The organism is Humibacillus xanthopallidus (genome assembly GCF_044793955.1).
In the GTDB taxonomy this organism is placed as follows: domain Bacteria; phylum Actinomycetota; class Actinomycetes; order Actinomycetales; family Dermatophilaceae; genus Humibacillus; species Humibacillus xanthopallidus_C.
Window position 1 is genome coordinate 2,701,919 of the sequence record NZ_CP084995.1, and the last position, 16,194, is coordinate 2,718,112.

General features: G+C 72.0%; 14 protein-coding genes. 6 read left to right on the forward strand and 8 right to left on the reverse strand.

Annotated elements, in window-relative coordinates:
* Positions 1–139 precede the first annotated feature (139 nt).
* Together LG278_RS12035 and LG278_RS12040 are read left to right on the forward strand one after the other, a co-directional pair.
* Positions 140–361 (forward strand): hypothetical protein, encoded by a 222-nt coding sequence (locus LG278_RS12035; RefSeq protein WP_404387180.1) that lies wholly within the window; start codon positions 140–142, stop codon positions 359–361.
* Positions 362–425: 64 nt separating this feature from the next.
* A complete protein-coding gene (locus tag LG278_RS12040) occupies positions 426–914 on the forward strand; it encodes a DUF456 domain-containing protein (protein WP_404387181.1) in 489 nt (162 codons plus the stop codon).
* A 122-nt stretch (positions 915–1,036) separates the two neighbouring features.
* Here the strand turns inward: LG278_RS12040 and LG278_RS12045 are convergent, their stop codons facing one another.
* The 6 genes from LG278_RS12045 to LG278_RS12070 all read right to left on the reverse strand — a co-directional run bounded on the left by LG278_RS12045 (position 1,037) and on the right by LG278_RS12070 (position 8,753).
* Positions 1,037–1,435 (reverse strand): DUF3040 domain-containing protein, encoded by a 399-nt coding sequence (locus tag LG278_RS12045; protein ID WP_404387182.1) that lies wholly within the window; start codon positions 1,433–1,435, stop codon positions 1,037–1,039.
* Between the two features lie 72 nt (positions 1,436–1,507).
* Positions 1,508–2,767 (reverse strand): DNA polymerase IV, encoded by a 1,260-nt coding sequence (dinB, locus tag LG278_RS12050; protein ID WP_404387183.1) that lies wholly within the window; start codon positions 2,765–2,767, stop codon positions 1,508–1,510.
* Positions 2,768–2,809: 42 nt separating this feature from the next.
* Complete coding sequence (locus tag LG278_RS12055) at positions 2,810–3,574, reverse strand: class I SAM-dependent methyltransferase (RefSeq protein ID WP_404387184.1); 765 nt, start codon at positions 3,572–3,574, stop codon at positions 2,810–2,812.
* A gap of 39 nt (positions 3,575–3,613) precedes the next feature.
* Positions 3,614–7,639, reverse strand: a complete 4,026-nt coding sequence (locus LG278_RS12060) for a DNA polymerase III subunit alpha (RefSeq protein WP_404387185.1) — start codon at positions 7,637–7,639, stop codon at positions 3,614–3,616.
* Between the two features lie 5 nt (positions 7,640–7,644).
* Positions 7,645–8,091 (reverse strand): SAV_6107 family HEPN domain-containing protein, encoded by a 447-nt coding sequence (locus LG278_RS12065; protein WP_404387186.1) that lies wholly within the window; start codon positions 8,089–8,091, stop codon positions 7,645–7,647.
* A gap of 188 nt (positions 8,092–8,279) precedes the next feature.
* A complete protein-coding gene (locus tag LG278_RS12070; protein ID WP_404387187.1) occupies positions 8,280–8,753 on the reverse strand; it encodes a DUF6504 family protein in 474 nt (157 codons plus the stop codon).
* Positions 8,754–9,486: 733 nt separating this feature from the next.
* On the opposite strand from LG278_RS12070, the gene LG278_RS12075 reads away from it, so the two are divergent.
* Entirely contained in the window at positions 9,487–10,194 is a 708-nt protein-coding gene (locus LG278_RS12075) for a DUF4126 domain-containing protein (protein ID WP_404387188.1), read from the forward strand.
* 57 nt (positions 10,195–10,251) lie between these two features.
* Here the strand turns inward: LG278_RS12075 and LG278_RS12080 are convergent, their stop codons facing one another.
* Positions 10,252–11,160, reverse strand: a complete 909-nt coding sequence (locus LG278_RS12080) for a methylenetetrahydrofolate reductase (protein WP_404387189.1) — start codon at positions 11,158–11,160, stop codon at positions 10,252–10,254.
* A gap of 93 nt (positions 11,161–11,253) precedes the next feature.
* Between LG278_RS12080 and LG278_RS12085 the strand changes: the two genes are divergently transcribed.
* Positions 11,254–12,360: a polyprenyl synthetase family protein gene (locus tag LG278_RS12085; RefSeq protein WP_404387190.1), complete on the forward strand. Its 1,107-nt coding sequence runs from the start codon at positions 11,254–11,256 to the stop codon at positions 12,358–12,360.
* 71 nt (positions 12,361–12,431) lie between these two features.
* Here the strand turns inward: LG278_RS12085 and LG278_RS12090 are convergent, their stop codons facing one another.
* A complete protein-coding gene (locus tag LG278_RS12090; protein ID WP_404387191.1) occupies positions 12,432–12,857 on the reverse strand; it encodes an Rv2175c family DNA-binding protein in 426 nt (141 codons plus the stop codon).
* Positions 12,858–13,144: 287 nt separating this feature from the next.
* Between LG278_RS12090 and LG278_RS12095 the strand changes: the two genes are divergently transcribed.
* Both LG278_RS12095 and pknB read left to right on the forward strand, forming a co-directional pair.
* Positions 13,145–14,122 (forward strand): LysM peptidoglycan-binding domain-containing protein, encoded by a 978-nt coding sequence (locus LG278_RS12095; RefSeq protein WP_404387192.1) that lies wholly within the window; start codon positions 13,145–13,147, stop codon positions 14,120–14,122.
* Positions 14,123–14,182: 60 nt separating this feature from the next.
* Positions 14,183–16,192, forward strand: a complete 2,010-nt coding sequence (gene pknB / locus LG278_RS12100) for a Stk1 family PASTA domain-containing Ser/Thr kinase (RefSeq protein ID WP_404387193.1) — start codon at positions 14,183–14,185, stop codon at positions 16,190–16,192.
* Positions 16,193–16,194 lie beyond the last annotated feature (2 nt).

The following is a 16,194-nucleotide window of genomic DNA, read 5'->3' on the forward strand; positions in this document are numbered from 1 at the left end:
GGAAGGTTCGGACGTGATTCACTGTTGGAACGTCCGCGAGATCGAATCGGGAGCCGCGAGGCAACCACGATGTCGTGGGTAACTGGCAGGGTCACCCTTCGGGGAGACCCTCGACGGGTAGAGAGAAGGCGAGCACAAGATGACGACAGCACTGGCACCCGAGTTGACTGCGGCCGACCGCTGCGACCGGTGTGGAGCCCAGGCCTACATCCGCGCCCGCCTTGTGACCGGCGGTGAGCTGTTGTTCTGCGCCCACCACGGTCGTGAGCACCTTCCGGCTCTGATGGACAAGGCCGTCGACGTCCTCGACGAGACCGAGCGCCTCCAGGAGACGCGCATCTCGTCCATGGACCAGCACTGAGCACAACGAGGCACGACCCCGGCAAGGACGCCATCGACTTTCCTGATGCGCTGAGCACCCGACGGTGATCACCGGTTCGAACGTTCTGGTGGCCGTCGTCATGTTGGTCGGCACCGTCGGGATCGTCGTCCCCGTCCTTCCGGGGCTGTTCCTTGTCTGGGCGGCAACGCTCCTCTGGGCGATCGAGGTCCACTCCACCGCTGGGTGGGTGGTCTTCGTCATCGCCACCGTGCTGTATGCCGCCGGCATCGTCGCGCAGTACCTGCTGCCCGGGCGGCGGATGAAGCGCGCAGGGGTCGACTCCCGGTTCGTGGCGGTCGCCCTCGTCGTGGCCGTCATCGGCTTCTTCGTGATCCCGGTCATCGGAGCCCCCATCGGCTTCGTCGCCGCGATCTTCCTGCTCGAGCTCGCCAAGCACCACGATCGCCGCGCCGCGTGGCGCGCGACCGTGCACGCCATCAAGGCGGTCGGGCTCAACATCGGCCTCGAGCTGGCGACGGCGTTCGCCATCATCACGACCTGGGGCGTCGCGGTCTACCTCACGCGCCCCTGACGGCACCTGTCGTCGGACCCGCCGGACCCCGTCGGGCTCAGGGTTTCCCGGTCAGCTCCACCTGTCCCGGACAGCCGGGAGAGCTGGTCAGCGAACCGTCGAGTCCGCGAACCTCGGGCTCGTCACCACTGGTCGCGGCGGCGCTTCTCCCACCGCTCCTCCATGCGCTCCATGAAGGAGCCCTGCTTGGAGGGGCCGGAGCTGGGGCGGCCGACCCGTGGCTTCGGCGTGCCGTCGGAGTCGACGACGGCCAACTTCGTCTTGGACGGGGTGATCGCATAGACGATCCCCGCCACCATGATCGCGAAACCGATCGCGCCGAGCCAGATCAGGCTCGACATCGCCGAGACGACCACCAGGGCCAGCCCGGCGATAGCAGCGACGACACCGATGACGACGCGGCCGCGGCCTACACCTCGCGACTTGGTCTTCTCGATGCGCGACGCGAAGCGCGGATCCTCGGCGTAGAGAGCCTCCTCCATCTGCTGGAGTAGGGCCTCTTCGTGTTCCGAGAGTGCCACGTGGCACCTCCCTGTGCGATCTTGACGTACCCGAAGCCTAAGCCGGGATGAGCCGACGTGGACTGGTTTCCCTCAGGATAATTCGCCACGGTCTCGTTGGGAACCCGAGGGTCGTTCGGGCATGAGGCTGGCGGGTCTCACGGAGCCGGCACCGAAGCGCGCGCTGGCCCGGTCGACCGCCCGGTCCGCGTCGCGCCAGCCGTGCTCAGGCTCGTCCAGGCGTGCTTGGATGGGCGCCTCGGCGGTGGGAACGAGCCCTTCGAGACGCACGCCGACGAGTCGGATGCGAGCTCGTTGCAGCCCGAGACGGTCGTAGAGCTCGCGGGCTGTGTCGAAGATCTCACGCGAGACGTCGGTGTGGTGACGCAGGGTCTTGGCCCGGGTGATCGTCGTGAAGTCGGCGAAACGCACCTTGATCGACACGGTGCGGCCCGTCATGCCCGCCGACCGGGCGCGCGCGGCCGTGCGGTCGGCGAGCCGGAGCAGCTCGCGGTGGATGCGCACCGGGTCGTCGATGTCGTGGGCGAAGGTCTCGTCGGCGCCGATGGACTTCTCGCGGCGCTCGGGCACGACGGCTCGGGGGTCACGGCCCCAGGCGAGGTCGTGCAGGCTCCGCCCGGCGCTGTCGCCCAGGGCCCGTTGCAGGGTCTGCACCGGCGTGTGGGCGAGGTCGGCGACGGTGCGCAGCCCGAGGCGATGAAGGTGCTCCTCGGTGCGGTCGCCGACGCCCCAGATCGCCCCGACCGGCAGCTGGTGCAGGAAGGCGACGACCTCGTCGCGGGGCACGACGATGAGGCCGTCGGGCTTGGCGAGGTTGGAGGCGAGCTTGGCGACGAACTTCGTCGGCGCGATGCCGACGGAGCAGGTGATGCCCTGCTCGTCGGCGATGGTGTCGCGCAGCCGCTCCCCGATCTGGGTCGGTCGGCCCAGTCGGCGCACCGCGCCCGCGACGTCGAGGAAGGCCTCGTCGAGGGAGAGCGGCTCGACACTGTCGGTGATCGAGGCGAAGGTCGCCATGATCGCGTCGGAGATCGCGGCATAGCGCCGGTGGTCTGGCTCGATGATCACCGCCTGCGGGCAGAGTCGCCGGGCTCGGGCCATCGGCATCGCCGACGTGACCCCGAAGGCTCGGGCCTCGTAGGTGGCCGAGAGCACGACGGAGCGACCGCTCGCTCCGCCGATGATGACGGGCTTGCCGCGCAGGTCAGGGCGGGAGATCAGGGACGCCGAGGCATAGAAGGCGTCCATGTCGACGTGCAGGACGGTGCACCCCGTGTCGTCGGGGGGCTCGGCATCGGTGCGCGTCGGCGCGGTGAACTGGCGGCGGCTCATCGGTGTCTCCCGTCGAGCTCACGTCGGGGTCGCGAGCGGCGGTCAGTCGCGTCGGGCCAGGACGTGCAGGCCATTGCCGAGGGTCCGGAGGAACTCGCGGCCGGGGCCGGAGACGAGCAGCTCGTCGAGCTCGGCGAGGGCGACCCGGTCGGCCTCGGAGTCGATGTGGGCGGCCGGCACGAGATGCCCGAGGATGCCGGTGCCTCGCACGTTGACGTCGGTGAAGCCGGCCTCGGCGAGCAGGACCTCGAGCTGGTCGACGTCGAAGCGCCTCGGTAGTGGGTCGGTGCTCCCCCACCGGCCGGACGGATCGGTGAGCGCCGCCCGAGCCTGCCCGAACTCGCCCGCGATCGCCTTGGCGAAGACGACGGCGAGCCGGCCCGAGACGAGGAGCGACAGCCGTCCGCCGGGACGCAGAGCGGCAGCGGCGGCCCGCAATGTCGCGGCCGGGTCGTCGACGACCTCGAGCGTGCCGTGGCAGCAGACGAGGTCGACCTGGCGGTCGCCGAGCACCGCAGAGAGGGAGTCGCCGTCACCCTGGACACCGATGACGAGGTCCTCGATGCCAGACTCGCGGGCACGACGGCGCAGTGCCGCGAGCGCGTCCGGGCTGGGGTCGACGACCGTGACGTGGTGTCCGGCCTCGCCGAGCGGGACGGCGACGCCGCCGGTGCCACCACCGAGGTCGAGCACCTCGAGAGGGCGCTGGAGGTCGGTCGACATCTCGGCCGCGAGGGCGGCAACGGAGGAGACGACCGCCGAGGGCCGGACCGCGCCCCGTCTCTGGGGGCGCTGCTCGTCGGGCACGGGGTCCTCCCTGTCGGTTCGTGCTGGGGCGTTTCCACCCTAGTGCCCCGAGCTTCCGGGACTTGCGTGCCACAGCTTGCGCGGCGGGGCCCCTGTGCTGCCCGAACCACCGGAGCCGGCGCCTCCGGGGACGCCTGCCGTTCCGGTGTCGGGCACGAACGCGCCGGCCCCGCGTGAGCCCCTGACCGACTCGCCGGCCGGCTTGATGTCGGCGTAGGGCGACTGCACGAAGCCGGAGGCATGGACGAGCACCCGACGCCCCTCGGGGGTCTCCCCGACACCGAGCGGCGCCGCGCCCGCCTCGCCGAGAGCTGCCGCCCGCTCCCAGGCCGCCCGGTCCGCCTCGGCGAGCGCCTCTCGCGCACCGGCCTCTCCCCCCGACGTCCAGGCCTCCTGCAGTGCGGACATCTCCCAGGCGCCGGTCGCCCGGATGGAGACACCCCGAGGGCCGGTGCGACGCACGACCCCCCGGCACAGCAGCAGCCACGAGTGGAAGACGGTCGCGGCATACGGCCCTTGGACGTCCTCGAAGAAGGTGAGGTCGGCCGGGCCGGTCGCGTCGTCGAGGGTGAGGAAGACGACCCGGCGGCCGGAGCGGATCGGCGGGGTCTGGGTGGCGACCTTGACGCCGGCCACGAGCACCTCCCGGCCGCTGCGGCCGGTGAGCAGGTCGCGTGCCCGGGTCACCCCGAGCGCGTCGAGCATCGGGGCGTAGAAGTCGATGACGTGCCCGCTGGCGTCGAGGCCGAGCACCTCGAGCTCGGCCCGGACCCGCTCGGGGCCGGTCATCTCGGGCAGTCCGCTCGTCGCGGAGAGCCGTGGGGCGTCACCGAGGTCGAGGGTGAGCTGGGTGGGCACCTCGGCCGCGACGGGGGCGGGGCCCTGGGACTGGGCTGCGGCGAGGGCCCGGATGTCGCCGTCGGTCGAGACCGAGGTGACCCGGCCGCGGTGGCTGCGGCTCGCCGCGGAGACCCGACGGCTCGACCGGCGCTGGGAGCTCGACCAGCGGTCGAGCTCGGCGATGTGCAGCAGCAGGTCTCGCCGGGTGACCCGGCCGCGGCGGCCGAGCCCGCTGCGCGCCCGGCGCACGCTGCCGACGGCCGCGTCGTCGAGCCGCGCCGGCCCCCCGAGGTCGATGCCGTGGAGTGCGTCGAAGCCACCGGCGAGGACGAGTCGCTCGGCGACGGGCCGCGACACCCGGGCCCGCTGCCAGAAGTCGGACAGGCTCGAGTAGGGCTGGCCGGCGACGATCTGCGCGACCTCGGCCTCGCTGATGCCGTGGACGTCGGCGAGGGAGAGCCGGATCGCCTCGCCGCCGTCGTCGGTGCGCTCGAACCGGTAGGTGCCGGTCGAGACGTTGACGTCGAGACCGAGCACGGCGATGCCGAAGGAGCGGGCGTCGTCGAGGATGAGCCGTTTGGGATACATCCCCGGGTCATGGGTCAGCACTCCGGAGAGGAAGGCTGCGGGGTGGTGCGTCTTGAGCCAGGCCGACTGGTAGGTCGGCAGGGCGAAGGCCGCCGCGTGCGCCTTGCAGAAGCCGAAGGAGGCGAAGGCCTTGAGGACCTCCCAGATGCGGTCGGCGACCTGGGGCTCGTAGCCGCGGGCCAGCGCGGCGGGCCGCCACCACTGCTCGACCCGGGTCTGCCCGTCGGGGGTGCCGAGGGCTCGACGCACCTCGTCGGCCTGCGCGAGGGTCACGCCGGTCGTCTCGGCGACGATCATCAGCACCTGCTCGTGGAAGACGACGACCCCCTCGGTCTCCTCGAGGGCCGGGATGAGGCTCGGGTGCAGGTAGGAGGGGTCCTTCCAGCCCTGGCGGGCGTTGAGGAAGGGCACGATCATGTCGCTCTTGACCGGGCCCGGCCGGAAGAGCGAGATGTCGATGATGAGGTCCTCGAAGGCCCGCGGACCGAACTTGCCGATGAGCTCGCGCTGCCCCGGGCTCTCGATCTGGAAGCACCCGAGGGTCCGCGTCGAGCGGATCAGCTCGAAGGTCGGCTCGTCGTCGAAGGGCACCTGCGTCTCGTCGTCGAGGTCGAGGTGCACCCCGTCGACACGCTCGACCTCGAGGGCGGCGTGTGCCATGGCCGACTGCATCCGGATGCCGAGGACGTCGAGCTTGAGCAGCCCCATCTCTTCGACGTCGTCCTTGTCGAACTGGCTCATCGGGAAGCCGAGCCAGCTCGCCTCGACCGGAGTGCGGTCGAGCAGCACCGAGTCGGACAGCACGACCCCGCAGGGGTGCAGGGCGATGTGACGCGGCAGCCCGTCGAGCCGCTCGACGATGTCGAACATCAGCTGGAGCCGGGGCACGTCGAGACCGCTGGCCCGCAGCTCGGGCAGCTCGGCGAGGGCATGGCGCACGTTGCGGGCGGCGATATGCGGGAACGCCTTGGCCATGGCGTCGATCTCGGGCGGTGGCAGCCCGAGCGCCGCACCGGCGTCACGGATGGCGTGGCGCACCCGGTAGGTGTCCATCATCGAGACGCACGTGACCCGGTCGCCGCCGAAGTGGTCGAGAATCCGCTCGTAGATCTCGGTGCGGCGCGCGGCCTCCACGTCGATGTCGATGTCGGGCAGCTCGGCCCGCAGCGGGGAGCAGAACCGCTCCATGAGCAGGCCGTGGCGCATCGGGTCGACCCCGGAGATGCCGAGCAGGAAGTTGACGAGCGAGCCCGCACCCGAGCCACGGGCCGCGACTCGCACGCCCATCTCGCGGATGAGGTCGCACACCTGCGCGACGGTGAGGAAGTAGGTCGCGTAGCCGAGCGTCTCGATGACTCCCAGCTCGTCCTCGAGTCGCTCGCTGACGGCCGCCAGCTCCTGTGCGGAATGGGCCGGGTAGCGGCCGGCGATGGACTCGCGGCAGCGCCGGGCGAGCACGTGGTGCGGGTTGGTGCCGTCGCGGATGCCGAGCACCCCGGGCTCGGGCAGGTGGACCGAGCCGATGCCGAGGTCGGCCCGGGGGTCCTGGATGCACGCCGTCGCGAGGGTCGTGGTGCGGGCGACCAGCTCGCGGGCCTGCTCCCTGGCGAGGGTCCCCCCTCCGGCGAGGCCGGGTCCGGAGACCTGCACGACATCGAGGGCGAGGGCGTGCATGAGAGGCGTCGCTGCGAGGTGACCAGCTGCGGTGACCCGGTCGAGGTGCCGCTCGTCGAGCGCCACGAGCCGTCGTGCGGCGTCGAGCACGTCGACGACCGCGGCATCCTGCGGGTCGGTGTGGCGGACCGCGGCCGTGATGACGCTGGCCACCCCGACCTCTCGAGCCAGCGCGAGCATCCGGCCGGCCTGGCCCAGGCTGCCGGGCAGGTGCTCGGGGCCCCCGTGGCAGACCACCTCGACGACGACCGAGCCTCGCGGCATCCGGGCCACCCAGCGCTCGAGGGCCGTGCGGGCCTGGGTGTGCTTCCTGGCGAGCACCGCCCGCCCCACGTCGGAGTCGGGGCCGAGCAGCACGACGAGCCGCGACGGGCCGTCCTGTGGGGCAACGCGCGGTCGCGCTGGCTCGAGGTCTCGCCCGAGGCCGGTCTCGAGGTCGTGCTGAAGGCCGTCCCGAGGGCCGGCGTGGGTCGCGACGAGGTCGGCCGTCGTGACGGGGTTGCCGCGCTCGCCGCGTAGGTGCGTCGCGGTCACGAGCCGGCACAGCGCCGCCCACCCCTCGCCCGGGGCGAGCCCGGCAGGACCACCACTGCCCCGGGCGAGCACCGTGACCCGCGGCAACCGGGGGTCGACGAGCGCACCTCCGCGCACCGGGGTGCGCACCGGCCGACCGGGACGGGCCCGCTCCCGGGTGGGCGGCTCGAGCGCGAGGTCGACGCCCAGGATCGGTGCGACGCCGTGCTCCATGCACGCCCGCACGAACTTCACGCCGCCGTAGAGCCCGTCCCGGTCGGTGAGGGCCAGCGCGGGCTGTCCCCAGGCTGCGGCCCGTTCGACGAGGTGGTGCGGCTTGGCGGTGCCGTAGCGCATGGAGTAGCCACTCGCGACGTGCAGGTGCACGAAGCTCTCACCGCCACGCAGAGGGAATGACCGTGAGGTTGAGATCGAAGGTCTGGTGGTCATGCTCGTCACGCGCCGGCCACCCGGCTCCTCACCGGCGTGATCGACTCCGGGAGTGCGGTCGTCTGCGGCACTCCGAGCTGGTCCTGGACGATCTCGAGGAACATCTCGGCCTGCCGGAGCAGGTCGTCGGCCTGCCGCACGGAGATGTGCCCTCCCCGGTCCATGACCGAGCGCTGCCGGGAGCAGGCCGCGAAGAAGGCCGCCCACTCCCCGAGATCCGGGGCGACGACGGGCAGCACCTGCCAGACGCTGCGGGGCCGGGACCGCGGCGAGGGGGTGGTGCGAGCCGCGACGAGGGCCGCGGCCGCTCGCAGCGCGCCGAGGTGGGCGTCGCGGAACCTCTCGGAGGCGTCACTCGTGCGGCACGCGGACTCGAGCGTTGCGTGGGAGCGCCCGAGCAGGTCGAGCACGGCGACCGAGATCGGTGGTCGACGCAGATGGGCTGCGGTCATGGTGGGCTCCTTGACTGGAAGAGGTGCGGGAAGAGGTTCGAAGGGTGAAGGGGGGTGCGAAGGTGAAGAGGGGTGCGAACGGGTCGCGTGGATCTCGGGCAACCCGGCCCCGGAACCTCGCCCCGGAACCTCGCCCGGAACTTCACGGTGAGGTCGAAGGTGAGGTCGAAGGTGAAGGTGAAGGAGGCTCAGTCAGCGACGCGGACGAGGGACCAGTCGCCCGCCCGGTCCGCGGCCCCGTGCGGCTCGACGGAGGAGCCCGTGCGAGAGCGGCTGGGAGAGCGGTTGTGAGAGCGGGCACCGGAGTCGTCGTGGGCAAGGTCGTAGACCCCCGGCGTGAACGACCAGCCGGGACTGGCCTCGACACGCCAGACCTGTCGCTCGCGCGCCGCCGCGGCGAGCGTCTCACCGGGTCGCACGTGGGCGTCGTCGGCATCGAGCGCCTCACGCCACCACGCCCGCCGCTCCCGCCAGGTGGCGAGCACGCCTCGCACGACGTAGAGCCGGCCACGCCAGATGAACGCCTCAGGCTGGGTCGGATCACAGTCCTCCGCCGGCGCGAGGCCGTCCGGGCCGTCCGGGCCGGCCGGGTCGCTGCCGGTCAGGGGATGATGCGTGGCGAGGCGCCCTGCCTCCTCTCCCCTCCCTCCCTCGTCTCGCACCCCTGCCGGAGGGCGTCGAAGGCCTCGAGGACCACTCGTCCCCCTCGCCCCACTCGTCTCACCCACCCGGTGGCGGCCTGCCCCATGCATCCCGTTGCCACCCTCACCACGAACCCGCACCTCGACGGGGTCACTGAACCTACGCACCACGACACGTCTCCTTCGGACACGTCGGGGCCGGACATCACGACCCTGGACCACCCGCGCCCCACACGAGCAGCCCGACACCAACCGACGACTGACACCTTGCGACCGACCTGCTGACCGGTCACCGTTGTTCGAACACTTGTTCGATACCTCGACTCTAAACCCTGCCGCCGACACCGTGTCAAGACGCCCTCCGCCGCCGCCACCACACCCTGCCCCGCCCCTGCCCCGCCCCTGCCCCGCCCCTGCCTCACCCACCGCACGGGGAGGCCGGCCCGAGGTGAGTAGCCGTGCTCAGGTGGTTCTCCCATGGAGGCGGCAGGGTTGGTCGTGCGGGTTCGGTCCGCGAACGGAGGGGCGCAGGGGTCCCGTCCGCTCGCGGATCGGGCCCGCTCAGCATGTCAGGCTCGCTCGTGCCTGTCGGCCGGTCGTTGCCCGACCGTTGCCCGGTCGTTGCTCGCGCCCTCTTGCCACTCCCCGACCGATGCGGGACTGTCAGACCTGTCCGACACCCTGTCGTTCACCAGACCGTCCCGACGGCACGAGAGCGCTGCACCAGAGCGCGGCACGAGAGCAAGGAGGGCCCGTGGGAGCGGAGCTCATCCCCATGGCGTTCAGCACCGGGTGGGGCAGCGGCATCAACGCCTATCTCGTCGTGCTCGTCCTCGGACTGGCCGACCGAGTCTTCGGGGTCGGCCAGATCCCCGACGCCCTGGCGCGCACCGACGTGCTCATCGGTGCCGGCGTCCTCTTCGCCATCGAGATGGTCGCCGACAAGATCCCCTACGTCGACTCCGTGTGGGACTCCGTGCACACCGTGGTGCGCCCCGCCGTGGGGGCGACGATCGGCTATCTCCTCGGCCACGAGACGGCCAGCCTCGACGCAGCGATCGGCGCCGCCACCGGTGGTGTCACCGCCCTGATCTCCCACGGCATCAAGGCAGGACTGCGGGCGGCGGTCAACACCTCGCCCGAGCCCGCCAGCAACATCGTCGTCAGCACGACCGAGGACGTCGCGGTGACCGGGGTGACGGCCCTGGCGGTCACCTACCCGTGGCTCGCGGCGACGATCGCCCTCGTGCTGCTCCTGCTGGGCGGCTTCCTCGTCTACAAGGTCGCCGGCCGCATCCGGCGCTACAAGCGGCGCTACGACGCCTGGGGTGAGCGCATGGGCGTCTCCGCGCCTCGCGGTGCGCCCGACCGAGAGCATGGTCCGCCACCCCTGCCTCGGGCCGCCGACGCTCCGCCCGCACCCGATCACGGCAGCGAGAGACCCTTCGACCAGGAGCGCTGAGCCACCCCCGGTCCGGCTGAGCCACCCCGGCCCGCCTGCCCTGCCGTCCCGCCGGGCTCAGAGGTTGCCGAAGACCTCGAGGGTCGCCGACGAGCGGTTCATCGTGATGAAGTGGATGCCGGGAGCGCCCTCGTCGAGCAGTCGCCGCGACGACTCCGAGGCGATTGCCATGCCTTCGGCACGCACGGCCGCGGCGTCGTCACCGTGCCGACCGAGCCGGTCGGTGACGGCGCTCGGCATCGGCTGCCCGGCGAGCTCAGCCATCCGCACGACCTGACGGGCGTTGGTGATCGGCATGATCGCCGGCACGACCGGCAGCCGTGACCCGCGCCGCGCGAGCTCGTCGCGCAGCCGCAGGTAGTGGTCGACGTCGAAGACCATCTGGGTGATCGCGAACTCGGCGCCGGCCCGCTCCTTGCGGATGAGCGTCTCGGCGTCCTCGCTGATGTCGCCCGACTCGGGGTGCCCGTCGGGGAAGGCCGCGACCCCGACGGTGAAGTCGCCGAGGCCCTTGACGAGGCGCACGAGCTCGTCGGCGTGGTTGAGCCCCTCGGCGTGGGCCACCCACGGCTCGCCGAGACCGCCCTGGGGGTCACCGCGCAGGGCCAGGATGTTGCGCACGCCGCCCGCGGCATACGCCCCGACGATGCTGCGCAGCTCGGTCACGGAGTGCCCGACGCACGTGAGGTGCGCCATCGGCGTCAGCGAGGTCTCCTCGAGCACCCGCTGGGTGAGGCGCACGGTGCGGTCGCGGGTGCCGCCACCGGCGCCGTAGGTGATCGACACGAAGCTGGGAGAGACCTTCTCGAGGCGGCGGATGGCGTCCCAGAGCTGCGCCTCGGACGCATCGTCCTTGGGCGGGAAGAACTCGAAGCTGAAGGTCGGGGTGGGTCCGTCGATCATGGCGGGGATCGACCGCGTGAAGCGTTCTGCCCGCGTCATCGAGGACGCCGTGCCGTGTGCCATGGCGCCCACGATAGAGCGACGAGGTCCACGGCGCGTGGGCTGCCCACGTCGTGGGTCAGGCTCCGCGTAGGCTGACGACGACTTCCCGACACGATGGAGGACCTCGTGCAGACCCCCACCGACCTCGACGGCCTGCGCCGACGGGTCCAGCAGGCGATCAACGGGCAGATCGCCGGGGGCTCCACGTCGCTCACCGAGATCGGCCCCGAGATCGCTCCCCTCGTCGAGGCCGTCGAGCGTCTGCTCACGGGTGGCAAGGGACTGCGTGCCGGCTTCCTCTACTGGGGCTACCGCGCGGCCGGCGGCGCCGACTCCGACGCCCTCGTGCGCCTCGCGGCGAGCATGGAGTTCTTCCAGGGCGCTGCCCTGCTGCACGACGACGTGATGGACCGCAGCGACACCCGACGCGGTATGCCGTCCGCCCACCGTGCCGTGGCCGCCCTGCACGAGGAGAGTGGCTGGGACGGCGACGGCGACCGCTTCGGCGAGGGTGCGGCGATCCTCGCCGGGGACCTCTGTCTCACGTGGTGCGACGAGCTCTATGCGACCTGCGGCCTGCCTGCCGACGAGCTGGCCCGGGGCCGGCACCTCTTCGACGCGATGCGCACGCAGCTCATGGGTGGTCAGTTCCTCGACCTTCTCGAGTCGGTGCGTGGCTGGGAGGGTCTCGACCTCGAGCAGCGCATCGCTTCCGCCCGCAAGGTGATCCGCTTCAAGAGCGCGAAGTACACCATCGAGCACCCTCTGCGCATCGGCGCCCTCGTCGGCGGAGCGACCGACGACGACCTCGAGCCGCTGTCGGACTACGGCCTGGCCCTCGGTGAGGCGTTCCAGCTGCGCGACGACCTGCTCGGTGTCTTCGGCGACCCGGAGGCGACGGGCAAGCCTGCCGGCGACGACCTGCGCGAGGGCAAGCGGACCGTGCTCATCGCCCTGGCTCTCGACGCTGCGTCACCCGACGACTGCGCCCTGGTCGACTCCCTGCTCGGCCGCGACGACCTCGACGACGCCGGGGTGCAGGCGATCCGCGGTGTGCTCCAGTCCACCGGTGCGGTCGAGCGGGTCGAGGAGCTCATCGCCACGCTCGCCGACGACGCTCGCAAGGCCGTCGGCCGAGCCCGCGAGGGCGGGCGCCTCGACGGCAGCGCGCTCGACGTGCTCGAGGCGCTCGTCGACGTCTCCACCGCACGCCACGCCTGACCGGCCCGGGTGCGGGCACCCGTCGGCGGGCCGCACCGGATCGCCCCGAGTCGGGCTCGGCGGGTGCAGGCCTAGAAGGCGAGCTCCTGCGCGCGACGCCGGATCTCGGTCTTGTGCCCAGCCCGCAGGGCGTCGATCGGGGCACCCTCGACGGGCAGCGTCGGGTCGGGCGTGTAGAGCCACTCGATGATCTCGTCGTCGTCCATCCCACCGTCGGCGAGCACGGTGAAGGTGCCCTTGAGCTCGGGCCGCGGCCCGGCCTCGTCGACGAACTTCGCCGGCACGGCGACGACCCGGCGCTCGCCGATGCGCGTCGCCACGAGCTCGCGGTCGGCGATGAGCCCTCGGGCGGCCGACAACGCCAGGCCGAGGCGCTCCGCGAGGTCGGGCACGGTCAGCCACTCCCCGACGAGGGTCTCGAGGTCCACGCGGTCAGGCTGCTGGTCCGGCTGCTGGTCCGGCTGCTCGGTGGATGGGTGCTGCGGGTGCTCGGTCACGAGTCACGAGTGTGCCACTCCCCGCAGGCCTTCCGCACACCACCGGCTCCGTGAGTCGGGCGTCCGCAGCCGTACACGCGCGCCTCTCCGGCCGACGAATTACACCCATGTATTTAAACTTTAGCGCTCAAATATGCGTTAGTGTCACACGCGCCCCACAGATACGTCCCAGCCCCACCGACCACACGTCACCCGCTCGCGCCACTCCTTTCGACGCCCCTCCACCTCACCCGAGCAGCCGCAGGGCACCGCGCCTGAGCACCGCGCCCCAGGAAAGGACCTCGACGATGCCCTTCGCAGCCGACGTCGCCGCACTCGTCACTCCCCCGCACGCCATGGTGGCCCCTGCCCAGCAGACGGCCTGGACCACGATCACCGTGCGATCCGGCGACACCCTGTGGGCCCTCGCCATCAAGCACCGCACGACCGTTGCGGCGATCGCCACGAAGAACCGCCTGGCCCGTGGCGGCGCGGTCATCCACATCGGCCAGAAGCTGCTCGTGCCCGCCCCGGGGGCTGCCAAGCCCGCCCCCGGCAAGCCGGCGACGACGCCGACGAAGCCCACGACCACGCCCCCGAAGAAGCCGGCCACGGCGCCGCGCGTCCACGTCGTGCGCTCCGGCGAGACGATGTCGGGCATCGCCAAGCGCTACAAGGTGAGCCTGTCCACGCTCCTCGCCACCAACAAGCTCCGCGCCTCCAACTACATCTTCGTCGGCCAACGGATCACCATCCCCGGCCCCGGCGCGGTCGCCAAGCCCGCCCCCAAGCCGGCGACCGCCAAGCCCGCCCCGAAGCCGGCGACCACGAAGGCCCCGACGACCCGGGCCGCGGCCGTCGCCGCGAGCAAGGCCAAGCTGGCCGCGATGACCGTGCCGAGCCGCACCGAGACCGCCGACCTCATCCGGAGCACCGCGACCCGCCACGGGGTCGACCCCAAGCTGGCCCTCGCCATCGGCTGGCTCGAGTCGGGGTGGAACCAGCGCGCCGTCTCCTACACGAACGCCGTCGGCGTCATGCAGATCATGCCGATCACGGGCACCTGGGCCTCGCAGCTCGCCGGGCGCAAGCTCGACCTCTACGACGTGCGCGACAACATCACGGCCGGTGCGCTCGTGCTGCGCGCCCTGCAGAACATGGCCGAGTCCAAGGACCAGGCCATCGCCGCCTACTACCAGGGCCTCTACTCGGTGCGCACGAGAGGCCTCTACACCGACACCAAGGCCTACGTCGCCAACGTCAAGGCGATCTACGGCCGACTCTGAACCGACTCTGACCCGCCTCGCCTGCGGGGAATGGGTGGCCGGGCACCGTAAACTCCTGCCGTGACGTCCAGCGTGGCGGACTCCCTCGTCGGTCGGGTCATCGACGGGAGATACCGCGTCCTCTCGCACCTCGCAGACGGAGGCATGGCCTCGGTCTACGTGGCGCTGGACGCACGCCTCGACCGCGACGTCGCCCTCAAGATCATGCGACCCGGGCTCGCGACCGACGACGTCTTCGTCGAGCGCTTCCGCAGCGAGGCCCGGTCGGCCGCCCGCCTCAGCCACCCCAACGTCGTAGCCGTCTTCGACCAGGGCGAGGACGACGGTGACGTCTTCCTCGCGATGGAGCTCGTCGAGGGCAAGACCCTGCGCGACGTCATCCACGAGGAGGCGCCGCTGACGGCGCGCGAGGCGATCGCGATCCTCGAGCCGATCCTGCTCGCGCTGCGCGCCGCCCACGCGGCCGGTCTCATCCACCGCGACGTCAAGCCCGAGAACGTCATCGTCCGTCGTGACGGCGAGGTCAAGGTGGCCGACTTCGGGCTCGCCCGGGCGATCACCAACCAGACGACCACGAGCCAGACGGGCGTCCTGCTCGGCACGGTGTCCTACCTCTCGCCGGAGCAGGTCGAGCGCGGCGTCGCCGACCAGCGCAGCGACCTCTACGCCGCGGGCCTGCTCCTCTTCGAGATGCTCACGGGCCGCAAGGCCGTCACCGGCGACACCCCCATCCAGATCGCCTACAAGCACGTGCACGGCTCGATCGACGCGCCCTCGGCCGTCGTGCCGACGGTGCCGGCTCGCCTCGACGACCTCGTCGCCCGGGCGACGGCCCTCGAGCCCGACGACCGCTTCGCCAGCGCGAGCGACTTCCTGCGCGCGCTCCAGCACGTGCGCCGCGACCTGACCCCCGCCGAGCTCGACCGGCGCGGCACCGTCCTCGGCGCCACCGCCCTCTCCCCCGTCGTCACGACGACCGCGGCCCTGCCCGTCGCCCGCGACGACAACCGCACCTCGCCGTATGCCGCCCCGACCGGTCCCGACCCACGCCCGGGTCACGCGCAGCGCGACGACGCGGACGGCATACCTCCTCGGGCGCGTCAGCGCACGTCGCTCGCCGCGCTGCCCGTGCACGACGACCCCGAGGTCAGCCACACGGCGGCCCTGCCGGTCGCGCGGCGCCGAGCCCGCCGGCGGTGGCCGTGGTGGCTCGTCGCCGCCCTGCTCGTCGTCGGTGGCGCGGCGGCCGGCTGGTGGTTCAGCGTCGGGCCCGGCGGCCTGACGGTCGTGCCTGCGGTCGTGGGGCAGCCGATCAGCGCGGCCGACACCGCGCTCGGCCAGGCCTCCCTCTCGATGGACGCCAACGAGGAGTTCTCCGAGACCGCCGCCAAGGGCACGGTGCTGCGCATCGAGCCCGATGCCGGCACGGAGCTGTCCAAGGACGCCACCGTGCGCGTCGTCGTGTCGAAGGGCCAGGAGCGCTACGCCGTGCCGAGCCTCGTCGGCACCAAGGCCGCCGACCTCGCCGGGTTGCTCGGGCCACTCACCCTCACGGTCGGCGACCGCACGACCGCCTGGAGCGAGAAGGTGCCCAAGGGCGAGGTCGTCTCGCAGGAGCCCAAGGCCGGCACGTCGGTCAAGCGCGGTGTGCCGGTGTCGGTCGTGGTGTCCAAGGGTCGCCAGCCGATCAGCGTGCCCACGGTCGTCGGGAGCGGCGCCGAGGCGGCCGCTGCGGCCATCACCAAGGCCGGGTTCAAGGCGGTGCGCGGCGCCGACGTCAACAGCGACACCGTGCCGACCGGCCAGGTCGTCTCGCAGGCCCCGTCCAAGGGCACCCTCTTCCGCGGTGACACCGTCACCTTCGTCGTGTCGAAGGGCCCGGTCATGGTGCAGGTGCCGGGCGTCGTCGGACGCCCCGTGGCCGAGGCAGAGAAGGCACTGACCGACCTCGGCTTCACCGTGCAGAAGGACTACCCCTTCGGCAGGCTCTTCGACCTCGTGCGCGTGCAGAGCATCGACGGTGGCGAGCAGGCCCCCAAGGGCTCGACCATCATCCTCACGATCGTCTGAGC

What these genes read in the sequence shown, in the direction of transcription:
- LG278_RS12080 (WP_404387189.1), bottom strand. Translation starts at nt 11,160, where the DNA reads ATGGCACACGGCACGGCGTCCTCGATGACGCGGGCAGAACGCTTCACG.
- LG278_RS12085 (WP_404387190.1), top strand. Translation starts at nt 11,254, where the DNA reads ATGGAGGACCTCGTGCAGACCCCCACCGACCTCGACGGCCTGCGCCGA.
- LG278_RS12035 (WP_404387180.1), top strand. Translation starts at nt 140, where the DNA reads ATGACGACAGCACTGGCACCCGAGTTGACTGCGGCCGACCGCTGCGAC.
- LG278_RS12065 (WP_404387186.1), bottom strand. Translation starts at nt 8,091, where the DNA reads ATGACCGCAGCCCATCTGCGTCGACCACCGATCTCGGTCGCCGTGCTC.
- dinB (WP_404387183.1), bottom strand. Translation starts at nt 2,767, where the DNA reads ATGAGCCGCCGCCAGTTCACCGCGCCGACGCGCACCGATGCCGAGCCC.
- LG278_RS12095 (WP_404387192.1), top strand. Translation starts at nt 13,145, where the DNA reads ATGCCCTTCGCAGCCGACGTCGCCGCACTCGTCACTCCCCCGCACGCC.
- LG278_RS12060 (WP_404387185.1), bottom strand. Translation starts at nt 7,639, where the DNA reads ATGACCACCAGACCTTCGATCTCAACCTCACGGTCATTCCCTCTGCGT.